The 21,311-nt window shown below is 68.3% G+C and carries 16 protein-coding genes; 7 read left to right on the top strand and 9 right to left on the bottom strand.

Features of this window, described 5'->3' with window-relative positions:
- Positions 1-10: 10 nt before the first annotated feature.
- Positions 11-868, top strand: a complete 858-nt coding sequence (locus AC5P5W_RS13875) for a membrane protein (RefSeq protein WP_046428023.1) — start codon at positions 11-13, stop codon at positions 866-868.
- 122 nt (positions 869-990) lie between these two features.
- On the opposite strand, the gene AC5P5W_RS13870 is transcribed toward AC5P5W_RS13875, so the two are convergent.
- From AC5P5W_RS13870 to AC5P5W_RS13860, 3 genes are all read right to left on the bottom strand, one after another.
- Positions 991-2,436 (bottom strand): ExeM/NucH family extracellular endonuclease, encoded by a 1,446-nt coding sequence (locus AC5P5W_RS13870; RefSeq protein WP_197574390.1) that lies wholly within the window; start codon positions 2,434-2,436, stop codon positions 991-993.
- 208 nt (positions 2,437-2,644) lie between these two features.
- Positions 2,645-3,163, bottom strand: coding sequence for a c-type cytochrome (locus AC5P5W_RS13865; protein WP_014035592.1), 519 nt, complete (start codon positions 3,161-3,163; stop codon positions 2,645-2,647).
- A 208-nt stretch (positions 3,164-3,371) separates the two neighbouring features.
- Complete coding sequence (locus AC5P5W_RS13860; protein WP_014645572.1) at positions 3,372-3,989, bottom strand: TetR/AcrR family transcriptional regulator; 618 nt, start codon at positions 3,987-3,989, stop codon at positions 3,372-3,374.
- 158 nt (positions 3,990-4,147) lie between these two features.
- Between AC5P5W_RS13860 and AC5P5W_RS13855 the strand changes: the two genes are divergently transcribed.
- From AC5P5W_RS13855 to AC5P5W_RS13845, 3 genes are read left to right on the top strand one after another with little or no spacing between them, the layout of a single operon-like run.
- Complete coding sequence (locus AC5P5W_RS13855; RefSeq protein ID WP_014645571.1) at positions 4,148-5,311, top strand: isovaleryl-CoA dehydrogenase; 1,164 nt, start codon at positions 4,148-4,150, stop codon at positions 5,309-5,311.
- Between the two features lie 10 nt (positions 5,312-5,321).
- On the top strand, positions 5,322-6,932 hold the full coding sequence (locus tag AC5P5W_RS13850; RefSeq protein WP_197575415.1) for a carboxyl transferase domain-containing protein: 1,611 nt from the start codon (positions 5,322-5,324) through the stop codon (positions 6,930-6,932).
- 8 nt (positions 6,933-6,940) lie between these two features.
- Positions 6,941-8,956, top strand: coding sequence for an acetyl/propionyl/methylcrotonyl-CoA carboxylase subunit alpha (locus AC5P5W_RS13845; protein WP_495221220.1), 2,016 nt, complete (start codon positions 6,941-6,943; stop codon positions 8,954-8,956).
- Positions 8,957-8,975: 19 nt separating this feature from the next.
- Here AC5P5W_RS13845 and AC5P5W_RS13840 read toward each other — a convergent pair whose 3' ends face one another.
- Positions 8,976-10,142: a putative peptide maturation dehydrogenase gene (locus AC5P5W_RS13840; protein WP_046427993.1), complete on the bottom strand. Its 1,167-nt coding sequence runs from the start codon at positions 10,140-10,142 to the stop codon at positions 8,976-8,978.
- Between the two features lie 138 nt (positions 10,143-10,280).
- On the opposite strand from AC5P5W_RS13840, the gene AC5P5W_RS13835 reads away from it, so the two are divergent.
- On the top strand, positions 10,281-10,574 hold the full coding sequence (locus AC5P5W_RS13835; protein ID WP_014645567.1) for an NHLP-related RiPP peptide: 294 nt from the start codon (positions 10,281-10,283) through the stop codon (positions 10,572-10,574).
- A gap of 7 nt (positions 10,575-10,581) precedes the next feature.
- Here AC5P5W_RS13835 and AC5P5W_RS13830 read toward each other — a convergent pair whose 3' ends face one another.
- The 4 genes from AC5P5W_RS13830 to aceB form a co-directional block, all read right to left on the bottom strand.
- On the bottom strand, positions 10,582-13,071 hold the full coding sequence (locus AC5P5W_RS13830; RefSeq protein WP_046427990.1) for a putative peptide modification system cyclase: 2,490 nt from the start codon (positions 13,069-13,071) through the stop codon (positions 10,582-10,584).
- Positions 13,072-13,084: 13 nt separating this feature from the next.
- The gene (locus AC5P5W_RS13825; RefSeq protein ID WP_046427986.1) at positions 13,085-14,125 is read right to left on the bottom strand and encodes a GGDEF domain-containing protein; all 1,041 of its coding nucleotides are present in this window, start codon (positions 14,123-14,125) and stop codon (positions 13,085-13,087) included.
- A 432-nt stretch (positions 14,126-14,557) separates the two neighbouring features.
- The gene (gene aceA / locus AC5P5W_RS13820) at positions 14,558-15,859 is read right to left on the bottom strand and encodes an isocitrate lyase (RefSeq protein ID WP_019661879.1); all 1,302 of its coding nucleotides are present in this window, start codon (positions 15,857-15,859) and stop codon (positions 14,558-14,560) included.
- 64 nt (positions 15,860-15,923) lie between these two features.
- On the bottom strand, positions 15,924-17,546 hold the full coding sequence (gene aceB / locus AC5P5W_RS13815; RefSeq protein WP_049404592.1) for a malate synthase A: 1,623 nt from the start codon (positions 17,544-17,546) through the stop codon (positions 15,924-15,926).
- Between the two features lie 110 nt (positions 17,547-17,656).
- On the opposite strand from aceB, the gene AC5P5W_RS13810 reads away from it, so the two are divergent.
- Together AC5P5W_RS13810 and AC5P5W_RS13805 are read left to right on the top strand one after the other, a co-directional pair.
- Positions 17,657-18,625 (top strand): LysR substrate-binding domain-containing protein, encoded by a 969-nt coding sequence (locus AC5P5W_RS13810; protein WP_197575457.1) that lies wholly within the window; start codon positions 17,657-17,659, stop codon positions 18,623-18,625.
- 337 nt (positions 18,626-18,962) lie between these two features.
- On the top strand, positions 18,963-19,871 hold the full coding sequence (locus AC5P5W_RS13805; protein ID WP_014645561.1) for a LysR family transcriptional regulator: 909 nt from the start codon (positions 18,963-18,965) through the stop codon (positions 19,869-19,871).
- A gap of 118 nt (positions 19,872-19,989) precedes the next feature.
- Here the strand turns inward: AC5P5W_RS13805 and AC5P5W_RS13800 are convergent, their stop codons facing one another.
- Positions 19,990-21,246 carry an MFS transporter gene (locus AC5P5W_RS13800; protein ID WP_180834778.1) on the bottom strand — a complete coding sequence of 419 codons (1,257 nt, stop codon included), beginning with the start codon at positions 21,244-21,246 and terminating at the stop codon, positions 19,990-19,992.
- Positions 21,247-21,311: the final 65 nt, after the last annotated feature.

Below are 21,311 nucleotides of genomic sequence, written 5' to 3'. Positions count from 1 at the left end.
TGCCCGCCCCATGCTCTATCTGTCACTGGCCGTGATCTGCAGTGTGCTGGTTTCGGTGTTGTTGAAGGTGGCCGCACGCCGCCAGCTGGATGTTGCGCAGATGGTCACCTGGAACTATCTGGTGGCGGCAACGCTCACCGCCGTGGTGCTGCAGCCACCGCTGGATGCGCTGCGCGCGCCGCATGCGCCGTGGCTGTCACTGCTGGCGCTGGCGGTGGTGCTGCCCTCGATCTTCCTGGTACTGGGCCGCGCGGTGGCGGTGGCCGGCATCGTCCGCAGCGACGTGGCGCAGCGGCTGTCGTTGCTGCTTTCCCTGGCCGCCGCCTTCCTGTGCTTCGGCCAGACCGCAACGCCCTGGAAACTGGCCGGCCTGGGCCTGGGCCTGCTGGCGATGGTGGCCATCAGTCTGCGCCCGCGCGGCCCGGCGGTGGCGTCCTCACCCGGCGGCTGGGGCTGGCTGCTGGGCGTATGGGCCGGATTCGCAGTGGTGGACGTGCTGCTCAAGCAGGTGGCGCTGTCCGGCACGCCGTCGATGGCGGCGGTGCTGGCCAGTTTCAGCGTCGCCTTCGTGCTGATGCTGGCAATGCAGCTGTGGCGGCATGTCAGTGGCCGCAGCCGACTGGCCTGGCGCAACCTCGGCGCGGGTGCACTGCTGGGCCTGCTCAATGGCGGCAACATCCTGTTCTATGTGCATGCGCACCAGGCGATGCCAGAGAGCCCGGCCACCGTGTTCGCCGGCATGAACATCGGCGTGGTGGTGCTGGGCGCGCTGGTAGGCATGTTCGTCTTCGGCGAGGCCACCACGAAGTGGAACCGCGCGGGACTGGCGCTGGCGGTGCTGGCGATCGGGATGATCGCCTGGGGGTGAGCGATACCCGGGGTCGGATCCCATTCCCACGGAATGGGCTCTGACCCCTACGCCTCAGACCCCGCGATGCCTTGGGTCAGAGCCCATTCCGTGGGAATGGGATCCGACCCCGGCCTGGCGCGTTACTTGTCGAAGCCCAGCAGCAGCGGGTCGTGGTCGGAGCTGCGCCACGGGCCCTGCACGTTGCGGCCCTGGTAGCCGCTGGCGTCCTGCTCGTCGGCGTTGCTGTGCCATTCGGCGGCACCGCGCAGGCGCCTGGCCATGCCCGGGTTCAGCAGGGCGTGGTCGAGGCGGCCGGTGTAGCCGTTGTAGACGTAGCTGTAGGGATGCTCGACCTTGGCAACCTTGAACGCGTCCTGCCAGCCCAGGTCATGCAGGGCGCGGATCGGGTCTTCCATCGCGTAGGCGTTGAAGTCACCCAGCAGCACCGCGTCCCTGGCGCCGGTACCGGTCGGATCGGTCTGCAGCCAGGCGTGCAGCTGCTGCGCCGACGTCACACGGGTGGCGTTCCAGCAGCCCTGATTGTCGTTGCGATCGGCGTCGGCACCGGCCGCGTCACGGCAACCCTTCGATTTGAAATGGTTGGCAACCACCACGAACGGCGCGCCCTGCTTGCCCTGGAAGGCCTGCGCCAACGGTACGCGGCTGTGCTCGACGAACGGGCCGCCGGTCAGCGTGGCCGGCTTGCCGACCGGCTGCAGGCGCGTGCTTCGGTAGATGATCCCGACCCGGATCGGGTTGTCGCCGGGGCCGTTGCCGGCGTCGACGAAGCGCCAGTCGCCCTGCGCGCCGCGGTCGCGGTTGAGCGCATCGACCAGTTCGGCGATGGCCGACTGCGGGCCGTAGCCGTCGTTCTCCAGTTCCATCAGCGCAGCGACATCGGCGCCCAACGCATTGACCGTGGTGACCAGCTTGGCGAGCTGCGCCTTGTGCTCGTCCAGCGTGCGCGCGCCGCGCAGCGTCGGGAAGCCACCGCCCTGGCCGTCACCATTGAAGAAATTCTCCAGGTTGAAGGCGGCCACGTGCAGGCTTCCCGGCACCGTGGGTACTGCCGGGCGCTTCAGTTCCGGCAGCTTCAGCGCGCCTTCGACCTGCAGGCGCGGATGGCCCTGCGCGTCCACGCGCACGATGCCCTCCACATTGCGCAGTTGCATGCCGGTGCGCAGCACCGGGTTGCCCGGCAGGTAGGGCACGCTGGCGGGGTCGCGGGCATCGCTGCCATCCTCCAGCACCAGGCGGCGGCGCTGGTTGTCGGCCATCACCTGCTCATAGCCGGCAGTGCCCGGCGCGGCCACTTCGGTCGGCTGCCAGAGGCGGCCATCGAACGCCACCGTGAGCTGGCCGAAGTGCTGCAGGCCATCGGTACCGGCCAGGGTAAGCGGCGCGGCGATGCGCACGCGCTGCCCATCCAGCGCGCGCCAGTCGGCCGGCGCGGCGGTCAGCACCACAGTGGCGCTGCCGCGCGCGACGGAGGGCGACGCGACCGGCGTGGCCTGCGGCTGGGCCTGGGCAAAGGCGCCGGCCGGCAGCAGCAGGGACAGGGCAAGGGCGAGGGAACGGCGGCGCATCAACGGGCGACTCCATGGAAGAGGCGCACAGACTAACCCTGAAATGCGAAACCCCGCCTGCGCAGCGGGGGCATATGAGCGATCAGGCCTCGGTGGGCAAAGCCGGGGGATCGTAGAGCCGAGCCCATGCTCGGCTGCACCTGGCCACACCGCGCGGAGAGCAGCCGAGCGCGGGCTCGGCTCTACAGGAAGCGGCGCGTTGCGGCGGTTACTTCAGGTTGCCCAGCATCCAGTCCACGGTGGCGTGGATCTGTTCTTCGGTCAGCGCCGGGTTGCCGCCCTTGGGCGGCATGATGCCGCCGTCGGGGCCGGTATAGCCCTCGATGGCGTGCTTGTAGAGGGTGTCCTTGCCCTGCGCGATGCGTTTGTCCCAATGCGAATGGTCCAGCGTCGGCGCCATGCCCACGCCATTGGTGTGGCAGGCGGTGCACAGGTTGTCGAAGATCACCTTGCCATCCTTGGTGCCGCCGTAGGCCACCTGCGACGCCGCCTTGGCCAGCGCGGCGGCCTTGGCCGCGGCCTGCGCGGCGGCGCCGGTGCTGCCGGCATAGACCGCGCCGGTGGGCGAAATGCGCTGTTCGGTGCGCTTGGCCGCAGTGGGCGACACCTCGGGCGGAATCCGGGTGTGGATGTAGGCGGCAAGGAGGATGAGGCCGAGGGTGATGGTCGCCAGCAGCGCGATCACCATGGAGAAGCGTTTCAGGAACTCCAGATCGTAATTCCGCACTCTTCGTTACCCCTGGCTGATAGTCGTTGGACCACGGCTGAGCGACTGCGTGATGGACCGAGTATAGAACGCGCCTTGCGTGCGACAACAGGCGTCACTGCTGGTGCGGCGCAACATGCCGGGGGCTGGGGTCGGGGATGGGGTCAGATCCCTTTTGCGCCGCAAAAGGGATCTGACCCCAGCAACAGAAGCCGGCCAGCGGCCGGCGCTACCGGATTACCGGGGCACCGATCGCGCGCAGGCAGAAGCTGCAGATCGCATCCACCAGCGCGTCTTCGTCGCGGTGCGCTTCGCGGCTGGGCGCGGTCGGGCCGACCATCGCTTCGGTGAAGGCGCCGACCAGGCACGCGGCGGCCACATGCGCGTCCTGTGCCGGCAGCTCACCGGCGGCCACGCCTTCCTCCACCAGCCGCAGGAACACGTCGCCGAACGCGCGACGTCCGCGCATGCGCTCGGCCTCCACGTCCGGATCGACCGGTTCGACGATGAAGGCGTGCGCCAGCCCCGGCCCGGCCAGGGCGCGGCGGACGAAGGCGGTGATTGCCAGCCGCAGGCGCTCGCTGGCCACCTCCGGACCGCTGGCGATGCGCTCCATGATCGCGACCTCGTGGGCCACCGCGGCGTTGAGCACCTCCACGAACAGCTCGGCCTTGGACGGGAAGTGGCGATAGATCAGGCCGGTGGACACCCCCGCCTGGGTCGCCACGGCGGTCACCGGGGCGTTGCGCCAGCCGCCGGTGGCGACCAGCTCGCGGGTGGCCAGCAGGATCCGTTCACGGGCGCCCGCCAGGCGTTCTTCCATCAATGCAGAGCGTTTATAGGCCATGTTCTGATTCTAGTTTCAATTTTTGAATTCGTATTCACTTCTTATCCGAACCCCGCTACGCTGGGCCATCGCCCGTGCGGGTGGCGGTCCTGCCGACCGCCGCCCGCTCCCCCGCCGGGTGCGTCCATTCCCTGCCATCCCGCCGTGGAGCCACCACAATGCACGTGCCATCCCTGAACTTCGATCTTGGCGAAGACATCGACCTGCTGCGCCAGAGCGTGGCCCATTTTGCCGCCGCCGAGGTCGCACCGCTGGCCGCCGAGGCTGATGCCAGCAACCAGTTCCCCCTGGCCCTGTGGCCGAAGCTGGGCGAACAGGGCCTGCTCGGCCTCACCGTGGAAGAAGAATACGGTGGTACCGGCATGGGCTACCTGGCCCACGTGGTGGCGATGGAAGAAATCTCGCGCGCCTCCGGCGGCATCGGCCTGTCCTATGGCGCGCACTCCAACCTGTGCGTGAACCAGCTGCGCAAGAACGGCAACGAAGAACAGAAGCAGCGCTTCCTGCCCGGCCTGTGCAACGGCAGCCTGGTCGGCGCGCTGGCGATGAGCGAACCGGGTGCCGGTTCGGATGTGGTGTCGATGAAGCTGCGCGCCGACAAGCGCGGCGACCGCTACGTGCTCAACGGCAACAAGATGTGGATCACCAACGGCCCGGATGCCGACGTGCTGGTGGTCTACGCCAAGACCGACATGGAGGCCGGTGCCAAGGGCATCACCGCGTTCCTGGTCGAGAAGGGCATGAAGGGCTTCTCCACCGCGCAGAAGCTGGACAAGCTCGGCATGCGCTCCTCGCCCACCTGCGAGCTGGTGTTCCAGGACTGCGAGATTCCCGAAGAGAACGTGCTGGGCCAGGTCGGCGGTGGCGTGCGCGTACTGATGTCCGGCCTGGACTACGAGCGCGTGGTGCTGTCCGGTGGCCCGCTGGGCCTGATGGCCGCGGCCATGGACGTGGTCATGCCCTATGTGCACGAGCGCCACCAGTTCGGCGAACCGATCGGCAGCTTCCAGCTGATCCAGGCCAAGATCGCCGACATGTACGTGGGCCTGGGTGCCTGCCGCGCGTATGTCTATGCCGTGGCGCGCGCCTGCGACCAGGGCCGCACCACCCGCCAGGACGCCGCCGGTGCGATCCTGTACGCCGCCGAGAAGGCCACCTGGCTGACCGGCCAGGCGATCCAGATCCTCGGCGGCAATGGCTACATCAACGAATACCCGACCGGCCGCTTGTGGCGCGACGCCAAGCTGTATGAAATCGGCGCCGGCACCTCGGAGATCCGCCGCATGCTGATCGGCCGCGAACTGTTCCAGCGCACCCTGTAAGGCCACCGCGATGACCGTCCTGAACAGCCAGCTGCAACCGGGCAGCGAAACGTTTGAAAGCAACCGCGCGGCCATGCAGGCCGTAGTCGACGACCTGCATGCCACCCTCGCGCGCACCGCGCTGGGTGGCAGTGAGGCGGTACGCGCCAAGCACACCGCGCGCGGCAAGCTGCTGGTGCGCGACCGCATCGACGCCCTGCTCGACCCCGGCAGCGCCTTCCTGGAAATCGCGCCGTTGGCCGCGCACGGCATGTATGAAGACGCCGTGCCCGCCGCGGGCGTGGTGGCCGGCATCGGCCGGGTGAGCGGCGTGGAATGCGTGATCGTGGCCAACGACGCCACGGTCAAGGGCGGCACCTATTACCCGATGACGGTGAAGAAGCACCTGCGCGCGCAGGAGATCGCCGAGCAGAACCACCTGCCGTGCATCTACCTGGTCGATTCCGGTGGCGCGTTCCTGCCGCTGCAGGACGAAGTCTTCCCCGACCGCGACCATTTCGGCCGCATCTTCTACAACCAGGCCAACCTGTCGGCGCAGGGCATTCCGCAGATCGCCTGCGTGATGGGCAGCTGCACCGCCGGTGGCGCCTATGTGCCGGCGATGAGCGACGAGACCGTGATCGTGCGCGAGCAGGGCACGATCTTCCTCGGTGGCCCGCCGCTGGTGAAGGCGGCCACCGGTGAAGTGGTCACGGCCGAGGAACTGGGTGGCGCCGACGTGCACACCCGCATCTCCGGCGTGGCCGACCACATGGCCGACAACGATCTGCAGGCACTGGCACGGGTGCGCGCGATCATCGCCCAGCTCAACTGGCGCAAGCCGGAACCGGCGATGGCGGTGCGGCCCCCTGAAGCGCCATTGCTGCCGGCCCATGAGCTGTATGGCGTGATCCCGGCCGATACGCGCAAGCCCTACGACGTTCGCGAAGTGATCGCGCGGCTGGTGGATGGCTCGCGCTTCGACGAGTTCAAGCCGCGCTACGGCGCAACGCTGGTGACCGGTTTCGCCCATCTGAACGGCTACCCGATCGGCATCATCGCCAACAACGGGATCCTGTTCTCCGAGTCGGCCCTGAAGGGCGCGCACTTCATCGAGCTGTGCACCCAGCGCAACATCCCGCTGGTGTTCCTGCAGAACATCACCGGCTTCATGGTCGGCCGCAAGTACGAACAGGGCGGCATCGCCAAGGACGGCGCCAAGCTGGTGATGGCGGTGGCCTGTGCCAGGGTGCCCAAGTTCACCGTGGTGATCGGCGGCTCGTTCGGTGCCGGCAACTACGGCATGTGCGGCCGTGCGTACTCGCCGAACTTCCTGTGGATGTGGCCGAACGCGCGCATCGGCGTGATGGGCGGCGAGCAGGCCGCCAGTGTGCTGGCCACGGTCAAGCGCGATGGCATTGAAGCCAAGGGCGGCCAGTGGCCGGCGGCGGAAGAGGATGCCTTCAAGGCACCGATCCGCGACCAGTTCGAACAGCAGGGCCACCCGTACTACGCCAGCGCGCGCCTGTGGGACGACGGCGTGATCGATCCGGCCGACACCCGCCAGGTGCTGGCGCTGGCGCTGTCGGCCAGCCTCAACGCCGCCCCGCAGCAGACGCGCTTCGGCGTGTTCCGCATGTGACCCGTGCCATGACCGAGCACGCTCCTATGAAGCACGTTGCCATGTTCAGCAAAGTCCTGATCGCCAACCGCGGCGAGATCGCCTGCCGCGTCATCGCCACCTGCCGCCGCCTCGGCATCGCCACCGTGGCGGTGTATTCCGATGCCGACCGCAACGCACGCCATGTGCGCCTGGCCGACGAAGCCGTCCACATCGGCCCGGCCGCCGCACGCGAGAGCTACCTGCGTGGCGATGCCCTGCTTGATGCCGCGCGCACTACCGGCGCACAGGCCATCCACCCCGGTTACGGCTTCCTGTCCGAGAATGCCGACTTCGCCGATGCCTGCGCCGCCGCCGGCATCACCTTCATCGGGCCACCGCCCAGCGCGATCCGAGCGATGGGTGACAAGAGCGCGGCCAAGGCGCTGATGGCCAAGGCCGGTGTGCCGCTGACGCCGGGTTACCACGGTGACCAGCAGGCGCCGGACTTCCTGCGCGCGCAGGCCGATGGCATCGGCTACCCGGTGCTGATCAAGGCCAGCGCCGGTGGCGGTGGCAAGGGCATGCGCAAGGTCGAACGCAGCGAGGACTTCGTCGATGCGCTGGCCAGCTGCCAGCGCGAGGCGGCCTCGGCGTTCGGCAACGACCACGTGCTGGTCGAGAAGTACGTCGAGCGCCCGCGCCATATCGAGATCCAGGTGTTCGGCGACAGCCACGGTGAGGCGGTCTACCTGTTCGAGCGCGACTGCTCGGTGCAGCGCCGCCACCAGAAGGTGCTGGAAGAAGCACCCGCGCCGGGCATGAGCCCCGAACGTCGTGCTGCAATGGGCAAGGCCGCGGTCGATGCCGCACGCGCAGTGGGCTATGAGGGTGCGGGCACGGTGGAATTCATCGCCGGCCCGGACGGCGATTTCTACTTCATGGAAATGAACACCCGCCTGCAGGTCGAGCACCCGGTCACCGAATACATCACCGGCACCGACCTGGTGGAGTGGCAGCTGCGCGTGGCTTCGGGCCAACCGCTGCCGCTGCGCCAGGACCAGCTGGCCATCCATGGCCACGCGATCGAAGCGCGGCTGTACGCCGAGGATGCCGACCGTGGCTTCCTGCCCTCCACCGGCACCCTGCGCCGCCTGCGCCTGCCGGCAGCGTCGGCCAACGTGCGCGTCGATACCGGCGTGGAGGAAGGTGACAGCATCACCCCGTACTACGATCCGATGATCGCCAAGCTGATCGTCTGGGACGTGGACCGCGACGCCGCGCTGCGCCGCATGAGCCAGGCCCTGGCCGACTGCCAGGTGGTGGGCGTGACCACCAACGCCGGCTTCCTGCGCCGCCTGGTGAATACCGATTCGTTCGCGCACGCCAGGCTGGATACGGCGCTGATCGAACGCGAACAGGCGGCATTGAGTGCCGTGGGCGACGCGGGTGCGGACCTGTGGCTGCTGGCCGCCGTGGCTGCGGTGGCAAGCACGGCGCCCGCCAGCACCGACGTGCGCGATCCGCATTCGCCGTGGCGGTCACAGGATGGCTGGCGCCTCGGTGCGTCCGCGCCGCGCGTAGTGCCGCTGCAGCAGGGCGAACGCAAGCACACGCTGAAGGTGTGGGCGCAGGCCGATGGCTGGCGCGTGCAGTGCGATGACGCTGCACCGGTGCGGGTGATCGGCACGGCCGATGTGCACGGACTGACGGTGCAGCTGGGCGAGCGCCGCGGGTCGCTGCAGCTGCTGCGCGACGGTAACCAGCTGTACCTGTTCGGCGCCGACGGCCAGCACCGCTTCACCCTGCATGATCCAGTGGGTGAATCGGACCACGCCGTGGCCGACGCCGGCAGCCTGCTGGCACCCATGCCGGGCAGGATCGTGGCCACGCTGGTCGCGGCCGGTACCGAGGTCAAGCGCGGCACGCCGCTGGTGGTGCTGGAAGCGATGAAGATGGAGCACACCCTGCAGGCACCGGCCGATGGCACGGTGAAGGGTTACCGTGCCAAGGCCGGCGACCAGGTCGGCGACGGCGCGGTGCTGGTGGACTTCGAGGCGACCTGATCGCCGGGGCGACGGCCGCTCAGCGGTCGTCGCCCGTCGCCACCCGCCCGGCCGGATCGAATTCGGCCGTGTCCAGCGTGGCACTGCGCCAGCCCAGGCCACAGATGGCCATCGCGCTCTGGCCGATGCCATCGAACCCAAAAGCACGATCGACATCGGCATCGTTGATCGCCGCTGTCACGAATGCTGCCAGCCCGCGCTCGGTGGCGCACAGGTACAGCAACTGCGAAATGTGGCCCACGTCCAGCGTCACCGCACGGTGCGCCTTGGCATGGTTGCGATACTTCCAGAAGCAGCGGTCATAACGCGGTGCCAGTACCAGCAGCGCTGGCGCATCGGCGAACCACGCCTGCCCGGACAGCATCCGCCGCGCCATCGCAGGCAACGCCTGCGGCGGTGGCGAGGGCAGCGGCAGCACGGCGTGCTGCACCGGATGATAGTGGTACAAGCCCGGTGCCAGTCCTTCCACGTTCTGCACCAGCAGGAAGCCCTCGGTGGGATGCAGGCCGCCACCGGAAGGCACGTTCTTCTTCAGGAACTCGGTATCGCGCTCGACCTTCTGCACCGCGTGCGCCATCAACGTCCGCTGCAGCACCTGGGCCAGCAGTGGCAGCGGCAACGCGCGCTGCGGGTCGAAATTGCGGCAGGTGGTGCGACGCGCCAGCAGTGCATCGAACGCGGCCTCTTCGCTGCGCGGCAGCGGCTGGTAGTCGCCCTGCATCGGCTGCACCACCGGCGGTGGCGGCCCCAGGCGCTGGCGCAGGCCGGCCGCGGTGTCCAACCCCTGCCGGCGCATGTCCTCCACGCTGTCCACGGCCTGCCAGCGCGCATGGCGATGGGCCAGCGCAGCCAATGGCCACCACTGGCTGCGCCGCAGCGCCTCGTCGCGCATCTGGTGCCCCACCTCGCTCGGTGGGTCGGTCAACAGCAGGCCCTGTTCGACCAGGCGGGCCAGCATGGCCGGGCAGGCATCGGCGGGCGGTTCGCTCCAGCGGTGCGCGCTGAGCCCGCCCAGCAGCTGGCGCTCCTCGGCGTCCACCGGCAGTGGCTGGTCCAGGTGGGCGGCCAGCGCCACCCAGCTGATCTGGCTGTCCATCTCGGCGTGGCCGGCCAGCATCGCGCGCAGGTCCAGGGTGACCGCCTCGCGAGGCTCGAACATCAGGCTGGCGCAGCGGCGCAGGCGCATCGGTTTCCTTCCTTGTGCCGCACAGCCGGCATAGCAGCAACGACCGCAGCGCGGCCAACTTTAGCGACGTGCACAGCGCGGCCCTCAATGGCGGGCTGTCGCGGCCGATACGAGTAGCTCCACCTACGGACAATCCCCATGAGCCATCCCCGCCTTTCCGCCGCCGACGCCAGCACCCTGCTGGACCACCTGATCGGCAGCGAAGCGTTCCGCAGCCACTTCACCGCTTCGCCGGCCAAGGCCCTGGCCTCGATCGGGCTGGACGGTGCCGTTGGCGAAAACGACTGCATGAAGATCGGCACCCTGGCCTCGGTCGAGGAGCTGAGCCGCACCCGTGATTCGCTGCATGCGTACCTGAGTACCTCGACCGCCTCGATGACCGTGGTGTTCTGCTTCGAAGCCGACCGCATCGACGAGCGCGTCAACGCCTGAGTCCGCATCAGCGCGACACTCGCACCGACGTCGCCTCGGTGGCGATGTCGTGCACATTCAGGGGTTGCCAGACCTGCATGGACGCCACCTCGGCAATGGCCTGGCCGTGGTGCCGGGCCAGCCAGGCCTGCTCGCGACGCACGCCGGCAGTGTCCTGCTCGGCACGCAGTGCCTGCAGCAGCACAACGTGGGCCTGCACAGGTTCGCTGCCATCAAAGGTGGGCTCGAGCAGATGGCGTGCCGCCCGCGGACGCTGCTGCGCCAGTTCGGCCATCGCCAACACAACCCGACGCCACTTGCCCACCACAGGGCTGCGCTGCCGCTCCAGCAGTTCGCCATGGTCGCGCAGCCACTCTGCGGCCAGCGCATGCTGGCCCTGGCGCTGGGCCAGATAAGTCAGGGCCAGCAGCTGCAGGCTGCGGCTGCCCACGGCGGAGTCGTCGTTGTTCCGCAGCAGCGGCCGCAGCACGGCGGCAATGGATTCAAGCTCCTTCGCATCGCCGGCCGTGCACAGCGTGGTCACGGTGGCGTGCTGCAGGCGTTGATGGATCTGGTAGTCGATCAGATCCGGTGCTGGACCGTCCGCAGCAATCGCGGCATGCAAACTGCTGCAATCACGCTGCTCCGCAGCCACCAGCAGGTGGGCCCGCAGGCGCATGCGCTGTTGCAGGTCGTCTCCCCGCGGCAACCGCATCAACAGCTGCTGCGCCTGTGCATCCAGGCCCTGCGCAACCAGCACGTCCACATCCAGGTCGTCGGCCTCGTCATTGCCGCGCAGCATCCGTGCCTGGCGCAAGGTGCGCATTGCCTGCTGCGGCTGGCCGAGGCCCAGCTGTGCCCGCGCCAGATGGATGGTCGGATACAGCCGCAACGGGTCCTGAGGCACCGTCGCGGCGCGCGCATAGGGCTCGGCCTCGGTGAAGCGATTGTCCTGCAGCAACCCCCAGGAGGTATTGGACAGCCCAGCAAACGAATCCGGATAGATCTTGGCCAGTGCACGCCACTGTTCCAGCGGCCAGCCACCGGGTTCCAGTTCGGCCTGCCAGCCCTTCAGGTACAGGCGCTCACGCGCGGGCAGGCGCTGCTGCTGGGCCAGCGCGTGCTCCAGCGCGTCACGCGCGTCCGCGACCTGCGCGGTGCGCGCATGCAGCTTGGCCACGCCCATGTAGGCCAGGGCAAAACCGGGATCGATGTCGATCGCGGCCTGGTAGAGGTTGCGGGCTTCTTCGAAGCGACGCTGACCCAGTGCGCTCTCGGCCAGCGCGAACGCGCGCAGTGCGCGCAGGTCCTGGGTCGAGGCGCGCGGCAGCGGCAGGGATTGCTCCAGGCTGGCCACCGACTCGCCCAGTCCGCGACGCAGGCGACCGACCACGTCGTCCACGGCGAACACCATCTGGTCGGATCGATCGGCGGTGGCGGTGAAGGTCTGGATCACCTGGCCACTGCCCGGTGCGGCAACATCGATGGCCAGCTCGTAGCCACCGATCTTCTGCCGCACGGTCGGCAGCAGCACCGCGCGCGCGCCCTCCCGCACCGCCACATCGACCGCGGTATCGCGGTTGAGCCGGGTATCGCCCGAGAGCCGCGCCATTTCCAGGCTTTCGCGGATCTTGCCTTCCGACAGCACGTTCACGTAGCGCGACTGTTCCAGCGCGATCCGGATCGCGTGCCGCATCGAGTCATCGAAGATCGGATCGCCGGTGAGGTTGTCGACATCGCCAAGCACCACCCAGTCACGTTCGGCGAAGGCAATGGCCGGCTCCGACCGCAGCAGCAGCCAGCCGCCCAGCACGGCGGCGGCAAGGATCAGGCCTTCGGCGGCCAGCACCAGCGGTTGCCGCCACAGCGGCAGGTCGCGGCGCGCCTTGGCGTTGGCGCGCGGCATGCGCAGCGGCGCCGAACCGATCTCGCCCACTTCGATCACTTCCTGCACCACCGGCACGCCCTTGAAGCGCCAGCGCCCGTGCGATTTCCACAGCAGGCGCGTGCCACGCTCGCCCAGTGCATCGGTGGCACGGCGGGTCAGCGATTCGGCCACCGCCGACAGCAGGATCTGGCCGGGGCGGGCCAGCATCATCAGGCGCGCCGCCATCGGCTTGGCCAGGCCTTCCACCTCCATCGACTTGGCACCGGCACGGACCGCCTCGGCACTGTTCTCCCAGGTCAGCACGTCGCCCACGTGCAGGCCGGCGCGCGCGCGCAGTTCAATCGCGCGCTGCTGGCCCAGCGCGTGCAGTTCGCGCTGGTAGTCCAGGGCGAAGCCCAGTGCGTCGACGACGCGCTCGAACAGCATGAACAAGCCATCGGAGCGATCGATCAGCTGGCCGTTCCAGCGCTGCTGCAGCACCAGTACCAGGCGATCGTGTTCCTGGAACAGGCTTGCCGCCGCCACATCGCCGATCCGCTCGACCAGCTGCAGCGAATCACACAGATCGGTGAACAGCAGGGCGCGCAGCTGTGGGCTATGCGGGGCTGACGTTCCGTTGTCGCCATTCATCGCCTGCCTCTCCCTATTGGCCGTCCGGATCATCCGCCCAGCGCAGGCAGTTGCCGCCATCGCGCTTGGCCTGGTACAGCGCACGATCCGCGCAGGCATACCACTCGCTCCAGCCTGCCTCGGGCGCCAGCAGGCAGGCGCCGATGCTGACCAGGCTCACATGCGGCGTGCCATGGCTGCGCTCGAGCAGACCATGCACCGCACTGATGATGAACTCGGCCGCGTGCTGCACGATCTCGCGGTTGCCACGGCGCAGGATCAGGCAGAACTCATCGCCACCAAGCCGGCAGGCCAGGTCCTGCTCGCCGGCCATCGAGCGCAGGATGTTGCCCATGCTCTGCAGCACGCGGTCGCCGGCCTGGTGGCCGTGGCGGTCGTTGATCTGCTTGAAGCGGTCGCAATCGATCAGCAGCAGCGCCTGCGGCGGCCCCTCGGCCCGCTCGCGGCACTCCTGCAGGTACAGGGTGAGGCCTCGCCGGTTGTGCAGCCCGGTCAGTTCATCGGTACGCACCAGCTCACGGGTGTGGGTCAACTGATGGGTAGTGATGTACAGATTGTCCAGCGCGGTTTCCAGATCGTGGTTGCGCCGGCGCAGCTGTGCGATCAGTGCCTGTTCGTTGGCCAGCACGCGCATGATCGTGCGGCGCAGGAAATAGGCCACCAGGCCGGGATCGGATTCGACCAGCCGATGGAAATCGGCCGGGCCCAGCTCCAGCACATCGCAGTCGACCAGCGCGCGCGCACTGGCGCTGCGCAGGTGGTCGCCGACCAACAGGCCCAGTTCTCCGAAGAACTCGTGCTGCCCGAGCGTCTTGATCACTAGGTCCTCGCCGAAGTCCAGTTCGATCTGGCCTTCGAGGATCACATACATGCGCTCGCCGCGGTGGCCACGCTGGAACAGCCACTGTCCGGCACGGAGCTTGCATGCGCGGGCGAATCTGGCGAACAATGCCACCTCGGCATCGGACAACAGAGCGTGCACGATCTCGGCCATCGCCACCCGGGCGATACCTGTCGTCACATCACTGTTCTCGGCCGCACCCCTGCCGGTCATTCCCTGCACCCGCCGCCAGCGTCCCCTGGTGAGCCGCGGAGCATAGCACCGCTTTAAAGTGTGCGCCCTATCTCATTTTGACCCTTCTGCCGATCTTGATTGATGTGAAGATCGGTGATGGCCCGTTCTGGTCACGGGTGTCCGGGCAAAACTCCTGCTGGATCAATCCGATGCCGGGTTTCACAGGGTTTCGGCCAAGTTGCCGGCACCGGGGTGCGCCTGATTGACGCTCCGCGCGTGCTGCGCCCTTGCATCGATACAACAACGCCGGCAGGTCCCCCGACCGGCCGGCGTTGTCTGGCCCTTCCCTGGCCACCCTGATCACCCGGAGCCCGGTAGTGCCGGCCGCTGGCCGGCAACTGCATGGGCTTCGGAAACATCGATGGGTTGCCGGCCAGCGGCCGGCACCACCGGATCACGCGGCGCGCCGCATCACGCCGCGCGTTCGCTGCGCCCGCCATGGAACTGTTCTTCCTCGGTCGAGCCGGTCAGCGCGGTGGTCGACGACTGGCCCTGCTGGATCGCCTGGGTCACCGCATCGAAGTAGCCGGTACCGACCTCGCGCTGGTGCTTGACCGCAGTGAAGCCGCGCTCGGCCGCTTCGAACTCGGCTTCCTGCAACTCGACGAACGCGCTCATCTGGCGGCGTGCGTAGCCGTGGGCCAGGTTGAACATGCCGTAGTTCAACGCATGGAACCCGGCCAGGGTGATGAACTGGAACTTGTAGCCGTAGCTGCCCAGTTCGCGCTGGAACTTCGCAATGGTGGCGTCGTCCAGGTTCTTCTTCCAGTTGAAGCTGGGCGAGCAGTTGTAGGCCAGCAGCTTGCCCGGGAACTTCGCATGGATCGCCTCGGCGAACTTGCGTGCGAATTCCAGGTCCGGCTTGCCGGTCTCGCACCACACCAGGTCGGCGTAGGGCGCGTAGGCCAGGCCACGGCTGATCGCCTGGTCCAGGCCGTTGCGGGTCTTGTAGAAGCCTTCGACGGTGCGCTCGCCGGTGGTGAACGGCTTGTCGTTGCCGTCGATGTCGCTGGTCAGCAGATCAGCCGCTTCGGCATCGGTGCGCGCCACCAGCAGGGTCGGCACACCCAGCACATCGGCGGCCAGGCGCGCGGCATTGAGCTTCTCGATCGCCTCGCGGGTCGGCACCAGCACCTTGCCGCCCATGTGCCCGCACTTCTTCACCGACGCCAGCTGGTCTTCGAAATGCACGCCGGCGGCACCGGCCTCGATCATCGCCTTCATCAGTTCGAACGCATTGAGCACGCCGCCGAAACCGGCCTCCGCATCGGCGACGATCGGCTGCAGGAAGTCGATGTCGTCCTTGCCTTCGGCGTGGTGCAGCTGGTCGGCGCGCAGCAGCGTGTTGTTGATGCGCTTGACCACTGCCGGCACCGAATCGGCCGGGTACAGCGACTGGTCCGGATACATCTGCCCGGCCAGGTTGGCGTCGGCCGCCACCTGCCAACCGGACAGGTAGATCGCCTTCAGGCCCGCCTTGACCTGCTGCATGGCCTGGTTGCCGGTCAATGCACCCAGCGCGTTGACGAACTCGCGCTCATGCAGCGATGCCCACAGCTTCTCCGCACCCAGGCGGGCCAGCGAATGCTCGATGTGGACGGTGCCGCGCAGGCGCACCACGTCGGCGGCACTGTAGTTGCGCTGGATGCCTTCCCAGCGCGGGTTGGTATCCCAGTCGTGCTGGATCTGTTCGGCAGTGGGCAGCTTGCTCATGTCTTTCTCCAGTTCGGTTCGTGCGTGCAGCGGGGAGGGAAACGGCGGGAAACGCGGGCGGCGATCAGTCGATGCGCGCGTAGGCCGGCAGGGTCAGGAAATCGGTCAGTTCGTCGCTGCGGCTCAGTTCGCCGAGCAGGGCGATGGCCTCGCCGATGCGTGCGCCACCGGGCAGCGTGGCGGTGTCACCCAGCCGTGCCGGCAGCTGTGCCAGCGTGGCATCCAGCAGTGCCAGGTCGATGGCGGTGCCATCGTCCAGCTGCTGGCCCGGCGTATGCAGCCACTGCCACAACTGGCTGCGGCTGATCTCGGCGGTGGCCGCGTCCTCCATCAGGTGGTGGATCGGCACGCAGCCGTTGCCATCCAGCCATGCCGCCAGGTAGCGCACGCAGACTTCCACGTTGCCTTCGAAGCCGGCGCGGGTGATGGTGCCGGGCGGCCGTGCGATCAGTTCGTCGCGGCCGACGCACACATCCTGGCGCAGCACGCTGTGCTGGTTCGCACCGGGCATGTGTTCGTCGAAGATCGCCATCGCCACCGGAATCAGCGCCGGATGCGCGACCCAGGTGCCGTCGTGGCCGGCGGTCACTTCGCGCAGCTTGTCAGCGCGCACGCGGGCCATCGCCTGTTCGTTGGCGGCGGCATCGTTGTTGATCGGAATCTGCGCGGCCATGCCACCCATCGCATGTGCACCACGGCGATGGCAGGTCTGGATCAGCAGTTCCGAATAGGCCTTCAGGAACGGCTGGGTCATGGTCACCTGGCCGCGCTCGGGCAGCACGCGGTCGGCGTGGCGCCGGAAGGTCTTCAGGTACGAGAAGATGTAGTCCCAGCGCCCACAGTTCAGGCCGACGATGCGGTCACGCAGCGCGTGCAGGATCTCATCCATCTCGAACACCGCCGGCAGCGTTTCGATCAGCACGGTTACCTTGATCTGGCCGTGCGGCAGGCCGAGCATGCCTTCGATGTGCGACAGCGCGGTTTCCCACAGCGCCGCCTCTTCCATGCTCTGCAGCTTGGGCAGGTAGAAGTACGGGCCGCGGTCCTTCGCCTGCAGGGTGCGGGCGTTGTGGAAGGCGAACACCGCCGCGTCGAACAGGCCGCCGGCGATGAACTGGCCATCGATGCGCACGTGCTTTTCGTCCAGGTGCCAGCCACGCGGGCGCACGATCAGCACCGCCTGCTCGTCATACGGGCGCAGCGTGTAGTGCTTGCCATTGGGGGCGGTGTAGTCGAGATCGCCACGCACCGCGGCGGCCAGCGACTGCTGCCCGGCCAGCAGGTTGCGCCAGGTCGGCGAGGTCGAATCCTCGAAGTCGGCCATGAACACCTTGGCGCCGGAGTTCAGCGCGTTGATGACCATCTTCGGATCGGTCGGGCCGGTGATCTCGACGCGGCGGTCCTGCAGCGCGGCCGGCAGCGGCGCAACGCGCCAGTCGCCGCTACGGATCGCAGCGGTGTCCTCGCGGAAGTCCGGCAGGCCGCCCTGGTCGAAGAACGCCTGGCGCTCGCGGCGCGCCTGCAGCCGTGCCTGCCGGCCCGGTTCCACCGCACGGTGCAGCGACACCAGCAGGGCCAGCAGCGGCGCCGGCAGCACGGTGTCCTGGCCGGCCACGCGGGTCGCCAGGGCGATGCCGGGGGTAGCCTTGCTGGCAGGGGTGGGAACAGCGGAAGCGACGGCGGACATGGGGCGACTCCAGCGGTGGGGGAACGTCTCCACGGTGCCGCTGGGCCGGAGTATTTGGCAAAACAGTTTTTGCAATGTTCTACATAAGTTGTGCTAATACTCGTGATGAGATGAGCACACGCACCCCGCCAAGTCCGCGTTTTTCCTACAAATCCGACCGGCTGAAGCCATTGCGTGCGTTCTGCCAGACGGTGCGCCTGGGCTCGGTCTCACGGGCGGCTGAGGCACTTTTCGTCAGCCAGCCGGCCATCAGCCTGCAGTTGCAGGCCCTGGAACGGGAACTGGGGGTGCCGTTGTTCGAGCGCAGTGGGCGCCGCCTGGTACCCAGCCGCGAGGGCCAGCTGCTGTACGAGATGGCGCAGCCGCTGGTGGAGAACCTGGACGGGCTGGAGGCGCGCTTCCGCGACAAGGTGCGCGGCCTGGATGCGGGCGAGCTGAACATCGCCGCCAACAGCTCGACGATCCTGTACCTGCTGCCGAAGATCGTCGAGCGCTTCCGCCTGCACCACCCGGACGTGCGCCTGACCCTGCACAACGCGATCAGCGCCGATGGCACCGACCTGCTGCGCGAGGATGCCGCCGACCTGGCGATCGGTTCGATGACCGATGTACCGGCCGACCTGACCTACGCCCCGGCCTACCGCTTCGAGCAGGTACTGATCGCGCCGCACGACCATCCGCTGGCCAGTGGCGGCCAGCTGGAGCTGGCCGACATCGCGCGCTATCCGCTGGTGCTGCCGCCGAAGCGGCAGATCACCTACCGGCTGGTTGACCAGGTATTCCAGCGCCACCGCATCGCCTACACCGTGGCACTGGAAGTGGGCGGCTGGGAGGTGATCAAGCAGTACGTGGCGATGGGCATGGGCATTTCCATCGTGCCGGCGCTGTGCCTGAACGAGGCCGACCGCGAGCGGTTGGCGGCGCGGTCGATGAAGCGCTGGTTCCCCGAGCGCAGTTACGGGGTGATCGTGCGCCGGGGCAAGGCGCTGTCGGCGCAGGCGCGCGCGTTCATCGAGCTGATCCAGCCGGAGTTGTTCAGTCCGCGCGATTACGACCAGAGCGGGCATTCGGAGCGGTGAGGGGTGTTCGGCAGGGCTGCGCCCTGCACCTGCCGAATCAACGTCAACGGCAACGTCAAAAGCGGGCATTCCGTAGATGGCGGGGCGGTGTGGGTGGGCAGGACACGCCGTAAACCCCTCCTTGGGGGCTCGATGGCGCCATCCATGGCGCCAACGGTCCTGCCCACCCACACCGCCCCGCCTCTGACAGTTGGTCGCTGCTGTTGGTGGGTGTCGACCTTGGTCGACACGGTAGATCCACGCCATGCGTGGATGACGGGTGACCGGGGTCAGATCCGTTTTCCGCAGGAAAACGGATCTGACCCCATTTGTGGCTGGCGATGCATAGACTGGGCGCATGTCCATCGAACTCCGCCACCTGCGTTACTTCCTCGCCGTTGCCGATACGCTGCACTTCGGCCAGGCGGCGGAGCGGCTGGGCATGTCGCAACCGCCGCTCAGCCAGCAGATCCGCCAGCTGGAAGACCTGATCGGGGCGCGCCTGTTCGTGCGCAGCCATCGTCGTGTGCAGCTGACGCCTGCGGGTGAGCTGCTGCAGGAGCGCGCACGGGCCATCGTGCAGCAGGTGGAAACCGCGGTGGACGAGGTACAGCGCGCGCAGCGCGGCGAGCAGGGCGAACTGCGTATCGGCCTGACCCGGGCCACGCCGCTGTCGCCGCAGATTCCGCGTTCGATCCTGCGCTACCGCCAGCAGTACCCACAGGTGCGGCTGCAGCTGAGCGAGATGAACACGCTGCAGCAGATCGATGCGCTGCTCGACGGTTCACTGGACGTGGGCATCATCCGCAAGCGCGCATTGCCGCCGGAGCTGGTGGCGCACAGCCTGTTCGTCGATCCACTGGCGTTGATCGTGCATGCCGACCACCCTGCCCTGCGCAGGCTGTCGAAGCAGGGCACGTTGTCGCTACGCGACTTCGCGCAGGAGCCGTTCGTGGCATTTCGCCGCAGCGCGGGCGCGGGCATCCATGACCACATGATCGCGCTGTGCGCGGCCGCCGGGTTCACGCCGCGCATCGTGCAGGAAGCCGGTGAGGCATCGACATTGATCAGTCTTGCGGCTGCAGGCCTGGGTGCGGCGATCCTGCCCTCGTCCTGCGATCACATCCGCGTGGAAGGCGCGCGCTTCGTGGCGCTGGCCGATGCCGGTGCGCATTCGGAGGTGCAGCTGGCATGGCACCGCGAGGGGGTGACGCCGCTGATCCGCAACTTCGCCGGGCTGTTGCGCGGGGCGTTCGCCGAAGGGTGAAGTGCCACCCACCTAGGTTTGGTAGACGCCAACCTTGGTTGGCTGCCGTGCCAGAGCGCCGACCAAGGTCGGCATCTACCAGAGCAACGCCGCGCCCGTGCGGAACGCGAGGCTGGCGTCAGGCCGTGACCGGCTGCGGCGCGCGCTGCTGCAGCGCCCAGACGATGCCGCCCCCGATCAGGGTCAGCACGGCAGCGAACGCGCACACGCCCAGCCAGTCCCAGGCCGCGTAGGCTAGGCCACCCACCCCGCCCAGCACGCTGGAGCCCAGGTAGTAGGCGAACAGGTACAGCGCCGACGCTTCCGCGCGCATCGTACCGGCACGGCTGCCGACCCAGCTGCTGGCCACCGAGTGGCCACCGAAGAAGCCGAAGGTCACCAGCGCGATGCCCAGGGCCATCGTGCTCAGCCACGGCATCGCCAGCAGCGCGATGCCGGCGCCGATCAGCGCGAACGAGATCGACAGGATGCGGCCGCGCCCGTACCGCGTAGCCTGCTGGCCCATCCACGCCGAACTGAAGGTGCCCACCAGGTACACGCTGAAGATCAGCCCGACCACGGTCTGGCTGAGGTGGTACGGCGGCGCCAGCAAGTGATAGCCCAGGTAGTTGTAGAGGGTGACGAACACGCCCATCAGCACGAACGAGGTGGCGAACAGCCACGGCAGGCCCCGGTCGGCGAACAGCGTGCGCCAGCGCGACGGCAACTCGCGCAGGCCATCGCGTCGCGCGCTGAAATGGCGCGACGGCGGCAGCTGCAGCCACAGCAGCACGGTGCTGGCCACGGCGATGATCGAGACCACGCCGATGCCCCAGCGCCAGCCCCAGTGATCGGCGATGATGCCGGCCAGCAGGCGCCCGCTCATGCCACCGATGGCGTTGCCGCCGATGTACAGGCCCATCGCCAGGCCCAGCGCGCGGCTGTCCATCTCCTCGACCAGGTAGGTCATCGCCACTGCCGGCACGCCGCTCAGCGCCAGGCCAAGCAGGGTGCGCAGCACCAGCAGCGTGGTCCAGTCGTCCACCAGCGCCGTGCTCAGCGACAGCATGGCCGACGCCAACAGCGCAACGATCATCAACGGGCGACGGCCGACCGCATCGGACAGCAGGCCGGCCAACAGCATCGCCACCGCCAGCGTGCCGGTGGTCAGCGACAACGACATCGCGCTGCCTGCGGCGGACACGCCGAAGTGGCGGCTGAACTCGGGCAGCAGCGGCTGCACGGTGTACAGCAGGCCGAAGGTGGAGAAGCCGGCCAGGAACAGTGCCAGCGCGGTGCGGCGGAAGGCCGGCGTGCCCTGCTGGATGCGGGTCTCGGCGATGGGATCGACAGTGGGGGGACGGCGCTCGACGGCCGCCGCGGTTTCGCCAGTCATGGGATCGAAGGGCCGGTGGGGCGGCCGGGCATGGAGGGAACGGGCCTCAGACTAGGCCTGTCGAT

It is taken from the genome of Stenotrophomonas sp. YJH_SMC_123 (genome assembly GCF_059368215.1).
This window is presented reverse-complemented; position numbering and strand designations above follow the sequence as displayed.

Bases quoted from the DNA above. Each gene is read 5' to 3' on its own strand.
- AC5P5W_RS13840 (WP_046427993.1), bottom strand. From the start codon at position 10,142: ATGCGCCTGCGCCGCTGCGCCAGCCTGATGTTCGAGCCTCGCGAGGCG.
- aceA (WP_019661879.1), bottom strand. From the start codon at position 15,859: ATGAGCAAGCTGCCCACTGCCGAACAGATCCAGCACGACTGGGATACC.
- AC5P5W_RS13805 (WP_014645561.1), top strand. From the start codon at position 18,963: ATGTCCATCGAACTCCGCCACCTGCGTTACTTCCTCGCCGTTGCCGAT.
- AC5P5W_RS13855 (WP_014645571.1), top strand. From the start codon at position 4,148: ATGCACGTGCCATCCCTGAACTTCGATCTTGGCGAAGACATCGACCTG.
- AC5P5W_RS13870 (WP_197574390.1), bottom strand. From the start codon at position 2,436: ATGCGCCGCCGTTCCCTCGCCCTTGCCCTGTCCCTGCTGCTGCCGGCC.
- AC5P5W_RS13845 (WP_495221220.1), top strand. From the start codon at position 6,941: ATGACCGAGCACGCTCCTATGAAGCACGTTGCCATGTTCAGCAAAGTC.
- AC5P5W_RS13875 (WP_046428023.1), top strand. From the start codon at position 11: ATGCTCTATCTGTCACTGGCCGTGATCTGCAGTGTGCTGGTTTCGGTG.
- AC5P5W_RS13810 (WP_197575457.1), top strand. From the start codon at position 17,657: ATGAGCACACGCACCCCGCCAAGTCCGCGTTTTTCCTACAAATCCGAC.
- AC5P5W_RS13860 (WP_014645572.1), bottom strand. From the start codon at position 3,989: ATGGCCTATAAACGCTCTGCATTGATGGAAGAACGCCTGGCGGGCGCC.
- AC5P5W_RS13825 (WP_046427986.1), bottom strand. From the start codon at position 14,125: ATGACCGGCAGGGGTGCGGCCGAGAACAGTGATGTGACGACAGGTATC.
- AC5P5W_RS13800 (WP_180834778.1), bottom strand. From the start codon at position 21,246: ATGACTGGCGAAACCGCGGCGGCCGTCGAGCGCCGTCCCCCCACTGTC.
- AC5P5W_RS13830 (WP_046427990.1), bottom strand. From the start codon at position 13,071: ATGAATGGCGACAACGGAACGTCAGCCCCGCATAGCCCACAGCTGCGC.
- aceB (WP_049404592.1), bottom strand. From the start codon at position 17,546: ATGTCCGCCGTCGCTTCCGCTGTTCCCACCCCTGCCAGCAAGGCTACC.
- AC5P5W_RS13835 (WP_014645567.1), top strand. From the start codon at position 10,281: ATGAGCCATCCCCGCCTTTCCGCCGCCGACGCCAGCACCCTGCTGGAC.
- AC5P5W_RS13850 (WP_197575415.1), top strand. From the start codon at position 5,322: ATGACCGTCCTGAACAGCCAGCTGCAACCGGGCAGCGAAACGTTTGAA.